Raw genomic sequence first — 15,447 nt, 5'->3', positions numbered from 1 at the left:
GCCTTCGGCCGACCTCAACAAGAACGGAACCCCTCGATCATGATGCCCAGAAACTCCGCGGTACTTGGCTTGCTCGTGGTCTTGTGTGGGCTGTTTTTCGGTGCGACTGCTCGTTCATCACCGACGGAGGAAGCCGCCGACAAGGCCCGCGCCGTTTCGAGTCTGATTCAGGCGGAAATGGCGGCCCGTGGCATCCCTGGGGCTCAGGTGGCCATCGTCCAGAACCAAAACATCATCTTCACCGGCGCCTTTGGCCTGGCCACCCTGGAAGGTGCCGTCCCGGTGACTCCGCAGACCGTCTTCCCGATCAATTCGATCAGCAAGGCCCTGGCGGGTGTGGCGGTGATGCAGCTCGTCGAAGCCGGAAAGCTGGATCTGGACGCGCCCTTGAAGACCTACCTCGAGTCGCTGCCAAGTGCCTGGGGCGCGGTGACCGTTCGGCATGCACTCACCCACATGTCGGGCCTTCCAGAGATCGTCGATGACAACCTCCGAGCGATTGACGGCGCCGCGCCGGAGCTGGCCTGGCAGAAGGTGCAAAGCCGGCCCTTGGACGCACCGCCCGGGACCCGGTTTGGCTACACGCAGACCAACTATGTGGTGATCGGCAAGGTGATCGAGACGCTGACGAAGCGGTCGTATGCTGACTTCGTTCGGGAACGGCAGTTCATGGCCGCTGGTTTAACGCGGACCCACTTTTCTATCGATGGTGAGCCCGATGCGGCTTCGCTCTACAGCTTCCTGGCGCTGCAAATTCAGGGGATGAAGACGGTCGGCGTCGAGCGAAGCAAGGTCCCTTTGCTGCGACATGAGCCCATGACGGCCTATCTGGACGCGGCCGGCGGGGTCAAGTCAACGGCGACGGACCTGGCCAAGTGGGTGATCGCCTTGCAGCGCACGAAGCTGGTCAGCGCCAACAGCTTGGATCAGCTCTGGAAGCCGCAGGCGCAGAAGGACGGCACCATCCGCGGCTTCAATGCCCTCGTCAATGGCTACGGTTTGGGTTGGCCTTCGGCGCGGCGCGACGCCCATCCTGCGCTGACGCCGGTCGGCGGCGCACGTGCCGCTGTGTTCATCTACCCCCGGGATGAGCTGACGGTGCTCGTGCTGACCAACCTGATGGGCGCTTCGCCGGAAAGGTTCATCGACAACATCGCGTCGATCTACATCCCCGACCTGGTTCCGACGGGGCGTTAGTGGGAGATGCGTGAGGTTTGCGGCAGCGAACATGAGGGCTCGCAAGTCGCGGAGGTTCAAGCGGGGGGGGCTACAGCGATGAGTGAGTTTGCACATCGGGCGGCCGGAAATGAAAAACGGGCCGCTTGGGCCCGTTTTTGCTGACTTTCTGGCGGAGAGGGCGGGATTCGAACCCGCGGTGGGGATTAACCCACACACGCTTTCCAGGCGTGCGACTTAAACCGCTCATCCACCTCTCCGAAGCCCGCCATCATAGCGCAGTTTTCAGAGCCAAAATCGAAAAGCTCGAGTTTTCTGGCGGCTGCCCTTCAATTTTTTGCGTTCGAGCCTTTGAGCAAGGCCATGGCCGTGCCGATCAGGCCGGAGACCTCGCTCATATTGCCCGGCACGATCATGGTGTTGTTCTTCTGGGCCAGCTGGGCGTAGGCGTCCACGGCCTTCTCGGCGACCTTGAGCTGCACGGCCTGGTCGCCGCCCGGTTGCTGGATGGCGGCGGCGATCTTGCCGATGGCGTCGGCGGTGGCGTCGGCCACGGCCGTGATGGCGGCCGCGGTGCCGGCGGCCTTGTTGATCTCGGCCTGCTTTTCACCCTCGGAGCGGGCAATGGCGGCCTCACGCTCGCCGGTGGCGATGTTGATCTGTTCCTGGCGGCGGCCCTCGGAGGCTGCGATCAGGGCACGCTTCTCGCGCTCTGCGGTGATCTGCGCCTGCATGGAGTGCAGGATGGCCGGCGGCGGGGTCAGATCCTTGATCTCGTAGCGCAGCACCTTGACGCCCCAGTTGAGCGCGGCTTCGTCGAGCGCTTGCACGACCGAGCTGTTGATCACATCGCGCTCTTCGAAGGTGCGGTCCAGCTCCATGCGGCCGATCACGCTGCGCAGCGTGGTCTGGGCCAGCTGGGTGATGGCGACGATGTAGTTGCTGGAGCCATAGCTGGCGCGCATGGCATCGGTCACCTGGAAGTAGAGGATGCCGTCCACCGTCAGCTGGGTGTTGTCTTTGGTGATGCAGACCTGGCTGGGTACATCGAGCGGGATTTCCTTGAGCGAGTGCTTGTAGGCCAGGCGGTCGACAAAAGGCACGAGAAAGTTCAGGCCGGGGGTGAGGGTGCCGTGGTACTTGCCCAGGCGCTCGATGACCCAGGCGTTTTGTTGCGGCACGACCTTGATCGACTGGACGATGAAGACGGCGGCGATGACCAGCAGGAGCAGGGCGATTTCCATGAATGCCTCGATGTGAAGGAAAAAAGAGTGAAAGGAAACGAAAACAGCTCAGCAGCGGCCGCTGCAGGCGGATCGTTCAGCGGTCCAGCAGGAGGCAGCTGCCTTCGATGGCGCGGATGGTGTGCCGGCCAGGCAGAGGCTCGCCCTTGCCGCTGAAACGGGCCTGCCACTCGGCGCCGCGGTAGCGCACCTGAGCTTGGCCCTGGGCGTTCCAGGATGCAACATCCACCGCCTGACCGATGTCCAGGTGCGCATCGGGGTTGGCGTTGATGGGCGGTGGGCTGGGGTCGCGCGAGCGCTTGAGGTGCCAGAGCATCACGGCCGTACCACCGAGTGCGGCGGCCGAGATCATCTGCGCGCTGCCGCTCCAGCCCAGGTGGGCGGCCAGGGCGCCGGCGGCGCAGCCCAGGGCCAGCATCAGCAGGTAGAACGTGCCGGTGGCCAGCTCCACGGCGACCAGCGCGCCGCAGGCAATCCACCAGGCGGTGGCCCAATTCACAGCCATGTCATCACTCCCTCTCCATGATCAGGGCCACGCTTACTTGCTCGGGGCATGTTTGCCGGCGTAAACGAGGCCTGTGTTTCGCGCTGAGTGTACGGCGGCGGCTATCTCTTGCTGAGCAGGGCGCCGACCGGGACGAATTGAGTTTCCACGGCCCATGTCGGGATGCCAAAAGACACCGGGAAGCGCCCGCGGGCGTCCTGTTTGTGCGACAAAGGCCGGGGTGCGTCGCACACTGGCTTGGCTTGGCCCTACACTTCGCGCCTTTCGTTTTTCTGTCCCAGGCCCTGGAGGCTTTCACATGCTGCGCTTTCGCTTTCCCATCGTCATCATCGACGAGGACTATCGCTCCGAGAACACCTCGGGTTTGGGCATCCGCGCCCTGGCCGACGCGATCCAGAAAGAGGGCTTTGAAGTCCTGGGCGCCACCAGCTACGGCGACCTGAGTCAGTTTGCGCAGCAGCAAAGCCGCGCCAGCGCCTTCATCCTGTCCATCGACGATGAGGAGTTCACGCCCGGCCCCGAGCTGGACCCAGCCGTGCTGAGCCTGCGCAAGTTCATCGAAGAAATCCGCTTCAAGAACGCCGACATCCCCATCTACATCTACGGCGAGACGCGCACTTCGCAGCATCTGCCCAACGACATCCTGCGTGAGCTGCACGGCTTCATTCATATGTTCGAGGACACGCCGGAGTTCGTGGCCCGCCACATCATCCGCGAGGCCAAGAGCTACCTCGACGGCCTGGCGCCGCCGTTCTTCAAGGCGCTGATGGATTACGCGCAAGACGGCTCCTACAGCTGGCATTGCCCGGGTCACTCGGGTGGCGTGGCCTTCCTGAAGAGCCCCGTGGGCCAGATGTTCCACCAGTTCTTCGGCGAGAACATGCTGCGCGCCGACGTCTGCAATGCGGTCGAGGAACTTGGTCAACTGCTGGATCACACCGGCCCGGTGGCTGCGTCCGAGAAGAATGCCGCGCGCATCTTCAATGCCGATCACTGTTTCTTCGTCACCAACGGCACCAGCACCTCCAACAAGATGGTCTGGCACCACACGGTGGCGCCCGGTGATGTGGTGGTGGTGGACCGCAACTGCCACAAGAGCATCTTGCACTCCATCATCATGACCGGCGCGGTGCCGGTCTTCATGACGCCGACGCGCAACCACTACGGCATCATCGGTCCCATCCCCGAGAGCGAGTTTTCGCCCGAGACGATTAAGAAGAAGATCGCCAAGAACCCGCTGCTCAAGGGTGTGGATCCCGAGACGGTCAAGCCGCGCATCATGACGCTGACCCAGAGCACCTACGACGGCGTGCTCTACAACACCGAGACCATCAAGCAAAAGCTCGATGGCTGGATCGACACCTTGCATTTCGACGAAGCCTGGTTGCCGCATGCGGCTTTCCACAACTTCTATGGTTCCTACCACGCCATGGGCAAGAACCGGGTGCGCCCCAAGACCGCCATGGTCTACGCGACCCAGTCCACCCACAAGCTGCTGGCTGGTTTGAGCCAGGCTTCGCAGGTCTTGGTGCAGGACTCGCAGAACGTCAAACTGGACAAGCATTTGTTCAACGAGGCGTATTTGATGCACACCTCGACCAGCCCGCAGTACTCCATCATCGCCAGCTGCGATGTGGCTGCGGCCATGATGGAGCCCCCGGGCGGCACGGCCCTGGTGGCCGAGAGCATCTCCGAGGCACTGGACTTCCGCCGCGCCATGCGCAAGGTGGACGAAGAGTACGACCAGGATTGGTGGTTCAAGGTCTGGGGCCCTGATCAGTTGGTCGAGGATGGCTACGGCAAGCCGGCCGACTGGATGCTGGGCGCCAACGAAGCCTGGCACGGTTTCGGCGAAATCGCCGCCGGCTTCAATATGCTGGACCCGATCAAGTCCACCATCATCACCCCCGGCATGGACATGAGCGGCAAGTTTGCCGACACCGGCATTCCGGCCTCCATCGTCACCAAGTTCCTGGCTGAGCACGGTGTGGTGGTTGAAAAGACGGGGCTGTACAGCTTCTTCATCCTGTTCACCATCGGCATCACCAAGGGCCGCTGGAACACGCTGCTGACCGCGCTGCAGCAGTTCAAGGACGACTACGACAAGAACGCGCCGCTGTGGCGCATCCTGCCGGAGTTCTGCGCCGCCCAGCCGCGCTACGAGCGCATGGGCTTGCGTGATCTCTGCCAGAGCATCCACGAGGCTTATGCCAAGGGCGATATCGCGCGCCTGACCACCGAGGTCTATCTGTCCGACCTGGAGCCGGCGATGAAGCCCAGTGATGCCTTCGCGCACATCGCCCACCGCCGTACCGAGCGGGTCGAGATCGATCAGCTGGAAGGCCGCGTGACCACCTCGCTGCTGACCCCGTACCCGCCGGGCATTCCGCTCTTGATCCCGGGCGAGCGCTTCAACAAGAAGATCGTGGACTACTTGAAGTTCACCCGCGACTTCAACGCCAAGTTCCCCGGCTTTGCCACCGATGTGCACGGCTTGGTGGAAGATAAGGGCGAAGACGGTCGTTCGCGTTATTACGTGGATTGCGTGGCGGCGGGCTGATCCGGCGGCGACGCACAACAAAAACGGGACCCTCGGGTCCCGTTTTTTTATCTTGCGGCTGCCCGCCGAGAGCTCGGCCGGCATGCGCTGCCGAGAGAAGGGCTCAGCCTTCGCTCAGCGCCACATGGCTGAAGCCGCCGTCCACATAGGTGATTTCGGCGCTGACGCCGGCGGCCAGGTCGGACAGCAGGAAGGCGGCCACATTGCCGACATCCTCAATCGTCACATTGCGGCGGATCGGGGCGCTGGCGGCGAATTGGCTGAGCAGCTTGCCGAAGTCCTTGATGCCGGAGGCGGCCAGGGTCTTGATCGGGCCGGCCGAGATGCCGTTGACGCGCACGCCCTTGGCGCCCAGCGAATGGGCGAGGTAGCGCACGCTGGCTTCCAGCGAGGCCTTGGCCAGACCCATGGTGTTGTAGTTGGGCACGAAGCGCGCGGCACCCAGGTAGGACAGGGTCAGCAGCGCAGCGCCCTGGCGCAGGCGCGGGGCGGCCAGCTTGGCCATGGCCGGGAAGCTGTAGGCCGAGATGTCGTGGGCAATGCGGAAACTCTCGCGCGTCAGGCCATCGAGAAAATCGCCGGCGATCGCTTCGCGCGGGGCAAAACCGATGGAATGCACAAAGCCGTCAAACTCGGGCCAGGCCTCGCCCAATTGATTGAACAGGGCTTCGATTTGCGCGTCGTCGGATACATCGCAATCAAACACCAGTTTGGAATCAAACTCGGCGGCAAACTCGGTGATGCGGTCCTTGAAACGCTCGCCTTGGTAACTGAAGGCCAGTTCCGCACCCTCCCGGTGGCAGGCTTTTGCAATGCCATAAGCGATGGATCGGTTGGACAGCACGCCCGTGATCAGCAATCGCTTGCCTGCGAGAAATCCCATGTGTGGCTCCTAGGTTTGAAATCAGCGTGGGATTTTCGCATGCCAATGCCTCTTCGCAAGCTGCGCGCTTGTGGGCATGGTGCTTGCATAGTACAATCCCGGCTTCGCTGTTGGACACGGCGGACGGTTTGTTAGCAAAAACACCGGCTTGCGACTTGGCTTCAAGTGCAGGCACAGTGCGAGGCTGGCGAGCTGGGGGTTTGTGGTGCGGCAGCTTGCGGCGACGTCATGAGGCGTGGTTCAAGTGGGGCGGATCTGGATCTCATAAGCTGGTCGGGCAGTGCGACAGGCGGGTGCTTCGTGAGGGAGTGCAGGCCGGTTTTCAGCGCTGTAAGAACATGGGCGGATTCATCCAGCCCATTTTTTTTGCTTGATCGTTCCGTGTCCTTTTTGAAATCGCCGTACGGATCAGCCTCCGCGAGAGAAACGAAGATAGACCACGCATGAATTGGCAAGACGCTGTTGAGAAAACCGTGACCGGTTTGGGTTACGACCTGGTGGATTGCGAGCGCAGTCCTGGGGGCTTGCTGCGCGTGTACATCGACAAACTGCCCGCTGAGGCGCTGACCGGCGCCTTGATCAGTGTGGATGACTGCGAGCGTGTGACGCGGCAGTTGCAGTATTTGCTGGAAGTGGAAGGCTGTGCCTACGAGCGCCTGGAAGTGTCGTCGCCCGGTCTGGATCGACCCCTGAAGAAGCCGCAAGACTACGCGCGCTTCCTCGGCGAGGAAATCGAGATCACGCTGCGCATGCCTTTCCAAGGCCGCAAGAAATACAAGGGCGTGCTGGCCCAGCAGCCGGTCGAGGGTGGCGAGCCGCTGGCCCACCCGTTCCCCCTGGTTGCGCCTGATGGCGTGGCCGTGATCGAGCCGGCGGCGGCGCTGGCCGTGCTGGCTGCATTTGCCGACACCCAGGCCTGGCGCCTGGTGTTCAGTGAAGGTGGTGCCGAACAGGCACTGGATTTTTCTCTTGAAGAAGTGCGCGAGGCCCGCTTGGTGCCCGTGGTGAGCTTCAAGGGTCGTGGTGTGAAGCCCGCGCCGGCCAAGAAGCCGCCGCGCGCCAAGCCCGCACGCAAGGATGACAAGGTTGACGGAGGTCCTGATCAATGAACCGCGAACTGTTGATGCTGGTGGACGCGATTTCGCGCGAGAAGAGCGTGGAGCTCGATGTGGTGTTTGGTGCGGTCGAGGCCGCCCTGGCTTCGGCCACCAAGAAGCTGTGTGGCGGCGAGGCCGACATTCGCGTTTCGATTGACCGGGATTCCGGCGCGTACGAGACATTCCGCCGTTGGCACGTCGTGCCCAACGAGGCCGGCCTGCAAAACCCCGATGCGGAAATCCTGCTGTTCGAAGCCCAGGAGCAAATCCCTGACATCGAGGTGGAAGACCACATCGAAGAGCCCATCGAATCCGTGCCCATCGGCCGTATCGGTGCGCAAGCGGCCAAGCAGGTCATCCTGCAGAAGATTCGTGACGCCGAGCGTGAGCAGCTGCTGAACGACTTCCTGGCCCGCGGCGAGCAGATCTTCGTCGGCACCGTCAAGCGCCTGGACAAGGGCGACATCATTGCCGAGTCGGGCCGCATCGAAGGCCGCCTGAAGCGCTCGGAAATGATCCCCAAGGAAAACCTGCGCACCGGGGACCGCGTGCGTGCCGTGATCCTGGGCGTGGACCCGACCCAGCGCGGCCCGCAGATCATGCTGTCGCGCTCGAGCCCCGAGTTCATGAAGGAATTGTTCGCCCAGGAAGTGCCTGAGATCGAACAAGGCCTGCTGGAGATCAAGAGCTGCGCGCGTGACGCCGGCTCGCGCGCCAAGCTGGCCGTGCTCTCGCACGACAAGCGTGTCGACCCCATCGGTACCTGCGTCGGCGTGCGCGGTTCGCGCGTCAACGGCGTGACCAATGAGCTGGCCGGCGAGCGCGTGGACATCGTGCTGTGGTCGGAAGATCCGGCCCAGTTTGTGATCGGTGCACTGGCGCCGGCCAATGTGCAGTCCATCGTGGTGGACGAAGAACGTCATGCCATGGACGTGGTGGTCGACGAGGAAAACCTCGCCATCGCCATCGGCCGTGGCGGCCAGAACGTGCGGCTCGCTTCCGAGCTGACCGGCTGGCGCATCAACATCATGTCGGCCGAGGAATCGGCTGTGAAGCATGAGCAGGAATCGGAATCGGTCCGCAAGCTCTTCATCGAGAAACTCGATGTCGATGCCGAAGTGGCCGATATTTTGATCGCCGAGGGTTTTACCAGCCTGGAAGAAGTGGCCTACGTGCCTATGCAGGAAATGCTGGAAGTTGAGGCCTTCGACGAGGACACGGTCAATGAATTGCGCACCCGGGCCAAGGATGCCTTGTTGACCATGGAAATCGCCCGCGAAGAAAAGGTCGAGGAAGTTTCCCAAGACCTGCGCGACCTGGAAGGCATGACGCCCGATCTGGTCGCCAAGCTCGCGGATGGCGACATCCACACTCGCGACGACCTGGCCGACCTGGCCGTCGACGAGCTCGTTGAATTGGCCGGTATGGATGAGGGTGCGGCCCGCGCTCTGATCATGAAGGCCCGCGAACATTGGTTCAACGCCTGAGGCGATTCAGCCTCTCGACATTGCCCAATCATTCGCCCAGCACCGAACGCATAAGTTAAGGATCCAACAATGGCTGTGACTACCGTCGCCCAGTTCGCCGCAGAGCTTAATAGGCCTGCGAGCACGCTGCTTGAGCAGCTGCAAGCTGCGGGCGTCAAGACGTCTTCTCCCGATGACGCGCTCAATGAAGCCGACAAGGAACGTCTGCTCGATTACCTGCGCACCGCGCACGGTACCGGCGGCGCCGATCGCAAGAAGATCACGCTGACCCGCAAGTCGACCAGCGAAATCAAGCAGGCCGATGCCAGCGGCAAAGCCCGCACCATCCAGGTCGAAGTGCGCAAGAAGCGAACCTTCGTCAAGCGCGACGACGCCACCGGTGTCGATGACGCCGCCACGGCTGCCGCCGAGGAAGCGGAACTGCACCGCCGCGAGGAAGAAGCCCAGGCTCAAGCTGCCGCCCTGCGCCAGCAAGAGCAGGAGCTGGCTGCCCGCGTGAAGGAACGCGAAGAAGCCGAAGCCCGCGCCCGCGAAGCCGAAGAGCAACGCCGCAAAGAAAAGGCCGAACAAGCCGCCGCAGAGGCGCGCGCCGCTGAAGAAGCCGCCGCCCGCGCTGCTGAAGAAGCCGCGGCCGCCAAGCTGGCTGCCAAGGCCAAGGCCCCGCGTCAGACAGCTGAGGCCGCTGCCAAGGAAGCTGCTGCCATCAACCGCGCCGCTGCCGCTGCCCGTGCGCCGGCACCCGCTCCGGTGGCCGCACCCGCACCGGCTCCGGTCGCTGCAGCGCCGGTGGAGGCCCCTGCGGCTGCCCCGGTCGCCGCCGCTGCACCAGCCGCTCCCGCTGAAGCGCCCAAGCCCGCCCTGCGCGTGGTCAAGGCCGTGGACGTCGGCGCCGAAGAGAAGCAAAAACAGGTCGATCTGGAGCGCCGCCGCAAGGCCGCCGAGGCCGAGGCGGCTGCCATCCGCGCGATGATGAATGCACCGAAGAAGGTGATGGTCGCGAAGAAGGAAGAGCCCAAGCCGGTCGAAGCCAGCAAGGAAGGCATCAAGGGCACCATCCACAAGAAGCCGGGCACCCCGGGCGCGCCTGCCGCGCCGGGCGCCGCCACGGCCGGTGCTGCCAAGCCGGGCGACAAGAAGTCGGTCAAGTCGGAAAAGCTGTCGTCCAGCTGGGCCGACGATGCCAAGAAGCGTGGCGCCAAGCCCAGCGGCCCGGCCGCTCCGGGCGGTGCGCGTCCGTCCTCGGCCTGGCGTGCGCCGGGTCGCAGCGGCCCGGCTGGCCGTCGCGGCAATGACCGCGGCGCCGATCGCCGTGGCAGCAGCACCTCGACCTTCGTCGCCCCGGCGGAGCAGGTGGTGCAAGAGGTGCATGTGCCGGAAACCATCTCGGTGGCCGATCTGGCGCACAAGATGTCCATCAAGGCCTCTGAGGTCATCAAACAGTTGATGAAGCTGGGCCAGATGGTCACCATCAACCAGCAGCTGGATCAGGAAACCGCCATGATCTTGGTGGAAGAAATGGGCCACAAGGCCTTTGCCGCCAAGCTGGACGATCCCGATGCCTTCCTGGAAGAAGAGGGCGCCGGCGCCGAGCAGCAGCACGAAGCGCTGCCCCGCGCACCGGTGGTCACCGTCATGGGTCACGTCGACCACGGCAAGACCTCGCTGCTGGACTACATCCGCCGTGCCCGTGTGGCCGCGGGTGAAGCCGGCGGCATCACGCAGCACATCGGTGCCTACCACGTGGAAACCCCGCGCGGCGTGATCACCTTCCTGGACACCCCGGGTCACGCGGCCTTCACGGCCATGCGTGCCCGTGGCGCCACCGCCACCGACATCGTCATCCTGGTGGTGGCGGCGGACGACGGCGTGATGCCCCAGACCAAGGAAGCGATCCACCATGCCAAGGCTGCGGGCGTGCCCATGGTCGTGGCCATGAACAAGATCGACAAGCAAGGCGCCAACATCGAACGCCTGAAGGGCGAGCTGGTGGCCGAAGGCGTCGTGCCGGAAGACTTCGGCGGCGACACCCCCTTTGTGCCGGTCTCGGCCAAGACGGGCGAGGGCATGGACAGCCTGCTGGAGCAAGTGCTGCTGCAAGCCGAAGTGCTGGAACTCAAGGCCCCGGTGGCCTCCATGGCCAAGGGTCTGGTGATCGAAGCCAAGCTGGACAAGGGCCGCGGCCCTGTGGCCACGGTGCTGGTGCAGAGCGGTACGCTCAAGCGTGGCGATGTGGTGCTGGCCGGTTCGACCTATGGCCGCGTGCGCGCCATGCTGGACGAAGACGGCAAGGCAGCGACCGAAGCCGGTCCTTCCATCCCGGTGGAAATTCAGGGCCTGACCGAAGTGCCGCAGGCCGGTGATGAGTTCATGGTGCTGTCGGATGAACGCCGTGCCCGTGAAATCGCCACCTTCCGTTCGGGCAAGTACCGTGACGTCAAGCTGTCGCGTCAGCAAGCCGCCAAGCTGGAAAACATGTTCGAGAACATGGGTGCCGGCGATGTGCAGACCCTGGGCATCATCATCAAGAGCGATGTGCAAGGTTCGCAGGAAGCCCTGGCTTCTTCGCTGCTCAAGCTGTCGACCGCCGAAGTCAAGGTGCAGATCGTGCACGCCGCCGTCGGTGGCATCAGCGAGTCGGACGTCAACCTGGCGATCGCCTCCAAGGCCGTCATCATTGGCTTCAACGTGCGGGCTGATGCCGGTGCGCGCAAGCTGGCCGAAGGCAATGCCGTTGACCTGCGCTACTACAACATCATTTACGACGCCGTGGATGAGGTGAAGGCAGCGATGACCGGCATGCTGGCTCCCGAGCAGCGCGAGGAAGTCATCGGCATGGCCGAGATCCGCACCGTGTTCGTGGCGACCAAGATCGGCACCATTGCCGGCTGTATGGTCACTTCGGGCGTGGTCAACCGTTCGGCACGCTTCCGCCTGCTGCGCGACAACGTGGTGATCTACACCGGCGAGATCGACACGCTCAAGCGCATGAAGGACGATGTGCGCGAAGTCCGCGAAGGCTTCGAGTGCGGTATCAAGCTGAAGAACTACAGCGACATCGCCGAGGGCGATCAGCTGGAATTCTTCGAGGTCAAGGAAGTGGCGCGAACGCTGTAAAGCGGAGTTGCCCCAACCGGCGCAAACCCCGCCCTCCCGAGAGTGGCGGGGTTTGTGTTTGTGAGGGGCGCCGCCTGCAGTCTCAGCACAGGAGCAGTCCGAGATGCGACACAAACGAGTCATCCCCAACCGCAGCTTTCGCGTGGCCGACCAGATCCAGCGCGATCTGGCCGAGCTGATCCGCGAGCTCAAGGACCCACGCATCGGCATGGCCACGGTCAATGCCGTCGAGGTGACGCCCGACTACGCGCATGCGAAGGTGTTCTTCTCGGTGCTGGTCGGCGATCCGACCGAAACCGCGGAAGCCTTGAACGAAGCCGCCGGTTTTTTGCGCAACGGCCTCTTCAAGCGCCTGCAGATCCACACCGTGCCCAGCTTGCACTTCCACTACGACCGCAGCATCGAGCGCGCGGCCGAGTTGAGCGCGCTGATCCACAAGGCCAATGCCACGCGCGCCCTCGATGACGAGGCGCCCGCTGAGGGCGACGCTGCCGCGGAAGCGAGCAAGCCCACCGACCGCGCCGAGTGAACTTCGAGAAGCCCTGATTCTTTGTCCACCATGAACACCCGTCCCCAGCGCGTCAAGACACCGCGCCGTGCCCTGCACGGCGTGCTGCTGCTTGACAAGCCGCTGGGTCTGTCCAGCAACGACGCGCTGCAAAAAGCCAAATGGCTGCTGCGGGCGGAAAAGGCCGGCCATACCGGCACGCTGGACCCGCTGGCTACCGGCCTGCTGCCGCTGTGCTTCGGTGCCGGCACCAAGTTCAGCCAGGTCAGCCTGGATGCCGACAAGGCTTACACCGCCACCCTCAAGCTTGGCGAGATCACCACCACCGGCGACGGTGAAGGCGAGGTGCTGGAGCGCCATCCGGTGAAGCTGAGCCGCGAACAGATCGAGGCCGCTTGCGCCCAGCTGCGCGGCGAGATCACCCAGGTGCCGCCGATGTACTCGGCCCTCAAGCATGAAGGCCGGCCGCTGTACGAATACGCCCGCGCCGGCATCACCATCGAGCGCCCATCGCGTCAGGTCACCATTCACGCGCTCGACATCCTGCATTGGCAGGATGATGAGCTGGCGATTGCCGTGCGCTGCAGCAAGGGCACCTATGTGCGCACCCTGGCGGAAGACCTCGGTCGCTTGCTGGGTTGTGGCGCGCGATTGAGTGCGCTGCGTCGAACCGCATCCGGCCCGGTGTCGGTGGAACAGGCCATCAGCCTGGACGCCCTGGCGGCGCTGACCGAAAGCGAGCGCGAAGCCTTGCTGCGCCCACCCGACTCTTTGTTGGCGGATTGGCCCGAGCTGCGTTTGAGCAGCGACGAAGCCGCCCGCTTTCTCACCGGTCTGCGGCGCCGCGTTGCCGCTGCCGACGCCCCGCATGTGCGGGTCTACGGCCCCGAGCCGCAAGCCTTTCTAGGCAGCGCCCATGTCCAGGCCGGCGAGCTGATCGCCGACCGGCTGCTGAGTCCCGCCGAGGTGCAAAGCCTCATGGGTACACCAGCCGCCTGAAGTCCAGAATTTTTTGAAAGTGTCGTATGAGCAAGCAGATTCGTAACATCGCCATCATCGCCCACGTTGACCATGGCAAAACCACCATGGTCGACCAATTGCTGCGCCAAAGCGGCACCTTCGCCGACCACGAAAAAGTCGTCGACACGGTGATGGACAACAACGCCATCGAACGTGAGCGCGGTATCACGATCTTGGCCAAGAACTGCGCCGTGTCCTGGGAAGGCACCCACATCAACATCGTCGACACCCCCGGACACGCGGACTTCGGCGGTGAAGTCGAGCGCGCACTGAGCATGGTGGACGGTGTGGTGCTGCTGATCGACGCCCAAGAAGGCCCGATGCCCCAGACCCGCTTCGTGACCAAGAAGGCCCTGGCCCTGGGTCTGAAGCCCATCGTCGTGGTCAACAAGGTGGACAAGCCCGGTGCCAAGCCGGATGCCGTGATCAACGCCGCCTTCGACCTGTTCGACAAGCTGGGCGCCACCGATGAGCAGCTGGACTTCCCGGTCGTGTACGCCTCGGGCATCAATGGCTGGACCTCGCTGGAAGAAGGCAAGCCCGGTGAGCAGTGGGGTCCGGACATGTCCGCCCTGTTCAACACCGTGCTCAAGCATGTGCCCGCGCAATCGGGTGACCCGGCCGCCCCGCTGCAGCTGCAGATCTCGGCCCTGGACTTTTCGACCTTTGTCGGCCGTATCGGCGTGGGCCGCATCAGCCAAGGCACCATCAAGCCCGGCATGCAAGTGGCCGTGATGGAAGGCCCGGACGGCAAGTCCGTCAACGGCCGCATCAACCAGGTGCTGACCTTCCAAGGTCTGGACCGCGTGCAAGTGACCGAAGCCGGCCCCGGCAACATCGTGCTGATCAACGGCATCGAGGACATCGGCATCGGCGTGACCGTGACCGACCCGGCCAACCCCAGCCCACTGCCCATGCTGAAGGTGGACGAGCCGACGCTGACCATGAATTTCTGCGTCAACACCTCGCCCCTGGCCGGCCGTGAAGGCAAGTTCGTGACCAGCCGTCAGATCTGGGACCGCCTGCAGAAGGAACTGCAGCACAACGTGGCCCTGCGCGTGAAGGAAACCGACGAAGACGGTATCTTTGAAGTCTGCGGCCGCGGCGAACTGCACCTGACCATCCTGCTGGAAAACATGCGCCGTGAAGGCTATGAGCTGGCCGTGTCCAAGCCGCGCGTGATGTTCCAGGACATCGACGGCGTGAAGTGCGAGCCGATGGAGCTGGTGACGGCCGACGTGGAAGAAGCCCACCAAGGCGGCGTGATGCAGGCCCTGGGTCTGCGCAAGGGTGAAATGCTGAACATGGAGCCGGACGGCCATGGCCGCGTGCGCCTGGAATACCGTATCCCGGCCCGTGGCCTGATCGGTTTCTCCAACGAGTTCATGAACTTGACCCGTGGTTCGGGCCTGATCTCTTCGATCTTCGACGGCTACGAAGCTCACAAGGGCGAAATCGGTGGCCGCAAGAACGGCGTGCTGATTTCCATGGACGAAGGCGAAATCTTCACCTACGCCCTGGGTAAGCTGGATGATCGCGGCCGCATGTTCGTTAAGCCCAACGATCCGGTCTACGAAGGCATGATCGTCGGCATCCACAGCCGTGACAACGACCTGGTTGTCAACGCTACCCGCACCAAGCAGCTGACCAACTTCCGCGTCAGCGGCAAGGAAGACGCGATCAAGATCACCCCGCCGATCGACCTGACCCTGGAATACGGCGTGGACTTCATCGACGACGACGAGCTGGTCGAAATCACGCCCAAGAGCGTGCGCCTGCGCAAGCGCTTCCTGACCGAGAACGAGCGCAAGCGAGCTGCGCGCTCCTGAGAGCGAGAAGCTCGCTCCAGCGAG

11 protein-coding genes and 1 tRNA gene are annotated in these 15,447 nt (G+C 63.6%); 8 read left to right on the top strand and 4 right to left on the bottom strand.

Annotation, left to right across the window (positions count from 1 at the left end):
* Positions 1–39: 39 nt before the first annotated feature.
* A complete protein-coding gene (locus C1O66_RS04550) occupies positions 40–1,197 on the top strand; it encodes a serine hydrolase domain-containing protein (RefSeq protein ID WP_165794478.1) in 1,158 nt (385 codons plus the stop codon).
* 149 nt (positions 1,198–1,346) lie between these two features.
* On the opposite strand, the gene C1O66_RS04545 is transcribed toward C1O66_RS04550, so the two are convergent.
* The 3 genes from C1O66_RS04545 to C1O66_RS04535 all read right to left on the bottom strand — a co-directional run bounded on the left by C1O66_RS04545 (position 1,347) and on the right by C1O66_RS04535 (position 2,925).
* Positions 1,347–1,436: transfer RNA gene (locus C1O66_RS04545), tRNA-Ser, on the bottom strand.
* Between the two features lie 69 nt (positions 1,437–1,505).
* Entirely contained in the window at positions 1,506–2,420 is a 915-nt protein-coding gene (locus C1O66_RS04540) for an SPFH domain-containing protein (protein WP_102766800.1), read from the bottom strand.
* Between the two features lie 76 nt (positions 2,421–2,496).
* On the bottom strand, positions 2,497–2,925 hold the full coding sequence (locus C1O66_RS04535) for an NfeD family protein (protein ID WP_102766799.1): 429 nt from the start codon (positions 2,923–2,925) through the stop codon (positions 2,497–2,499).
* Positions 2,926–3,223: 298 nt separating this feature from the next.
* Between C1O66_RS04535 and C1O66_RS04530 the strand changes: the two genes are divergently transcribed.
* A complete protein-coding gene (locus tag C1O66_RS04530; RefSeq protein WP_102766798.1) occupies positions 3,224–5,485 on the top strand; it encodes an arginine/lysine/ornithine decarboxylase in 2,262 nt (753 codons plus the stop codon).
* 103 nt (positions 5,486–5,588) lie between these two features.
* Here C1O66_RS04530 and fabI read toward each other — a convergent pair whose 3' ends face one another.
* Positions 5,589–6,368 carry an enoyl-ACP reductase FabI gene (gene fabI / locus C1O66_RS04525; RefSeq protein WP_102766797.1) on the bottom strand — a complete coding sequence of 260 codons (780 nt, stop codon included), beginning with the start codon at positions 6,366–6,368 and terminating at the stop codon, positions 5,589–5,591.
* 443 nt (positions 6,369–6,811) lie between these two features.
* Between fabI and rimP the strand changes: the two genes are divergently transcribed.
* From rimP to typA, 6 genes are all read left to right on the top strand, one after another.
* Entirely contained in the window at positions 6,812–7,477 is a 666-nt protein-coding gene (gene rimP, locus C1O66_RS04520; protein ID WP_102766796.1) for a ribosome maturation factor RimP, read from the top strand.
* Entirely contained in the window at positions 7,474–8,952 is a 1,479-nt protein-coding gene (gene nusA, locus C1O66_RS04515; RefSeq protein WP_102766795.1) for a transcription termination factor NusA, read from the top strand. Before rimP ends, nusA begins: the two co-directional genes overlap by 4 nt.
* Positions 8,953–9,021: 69 nt before the next feature.
* Positions 9,022–12,066, top strand: coding sequence for a translation initiation factor IF-2 (gene infB / locus C1O66_RS04510; protein ID WP_102766794.1), 3,045 nt, complete (start codon positions 9,022–9,024; stop codon positions 12,064–12,066).
* Positions 12,067–12,169: 103 nt separating this feature from the next.
* A complete protein-coding gene (gene rbfA / locus C1O66_RS04505) occupies positions 12,170–12,595 on the top strand; it encodes a 30S ribosome-binding factor RbfA (protein WP_102766793.1) in 426 nt (141 codons plus the stop codon).
* A gap of 30 nt (positions 12,596–12,625) precedes the next feature.
* On the top strand, positions 12,626–13,573 hold the full coding sequence (truB, locus tag C1O66_RS04500) for a tRNA pseudouridine(55) synthase TruB (protein ID WP_102766792.1): 948 nt from the start codon (positions 12,626–12,628) through the stop codon (positions 13,571–13,573).
* 26 nt (positions 13,574–13,599) lie between these two features.
* On the top strand, positions 13,600–15,423 hold the full coding sequence (typA, locus tag C1O66_RS04495) for a translational GTPase TypA (protein WP_102766791.1): 1,824 nt from the start codon (positions 13,600–13,602) through the stop codon (positions 15,421–15,423).
* The last annotated feature ends 24 nt before the right edge of the window (positions 15,424–15,447 follow it).

The organism is Paucibacter aquatile, from assembly GCF_002885975.1.
Classification (GTDB): domain Bacteria; phylum Pseudomonadota; class Gammaproteobacteria; order Burkholderiales; family Burkholderiaceae_C; genus Paucibacter_A; species Paucibacter_A aquatilis.
Note: the sequence above shows the minus strand (reverse complement) of the source record. Positions and strands in the feature narration are given on the sequence as shown.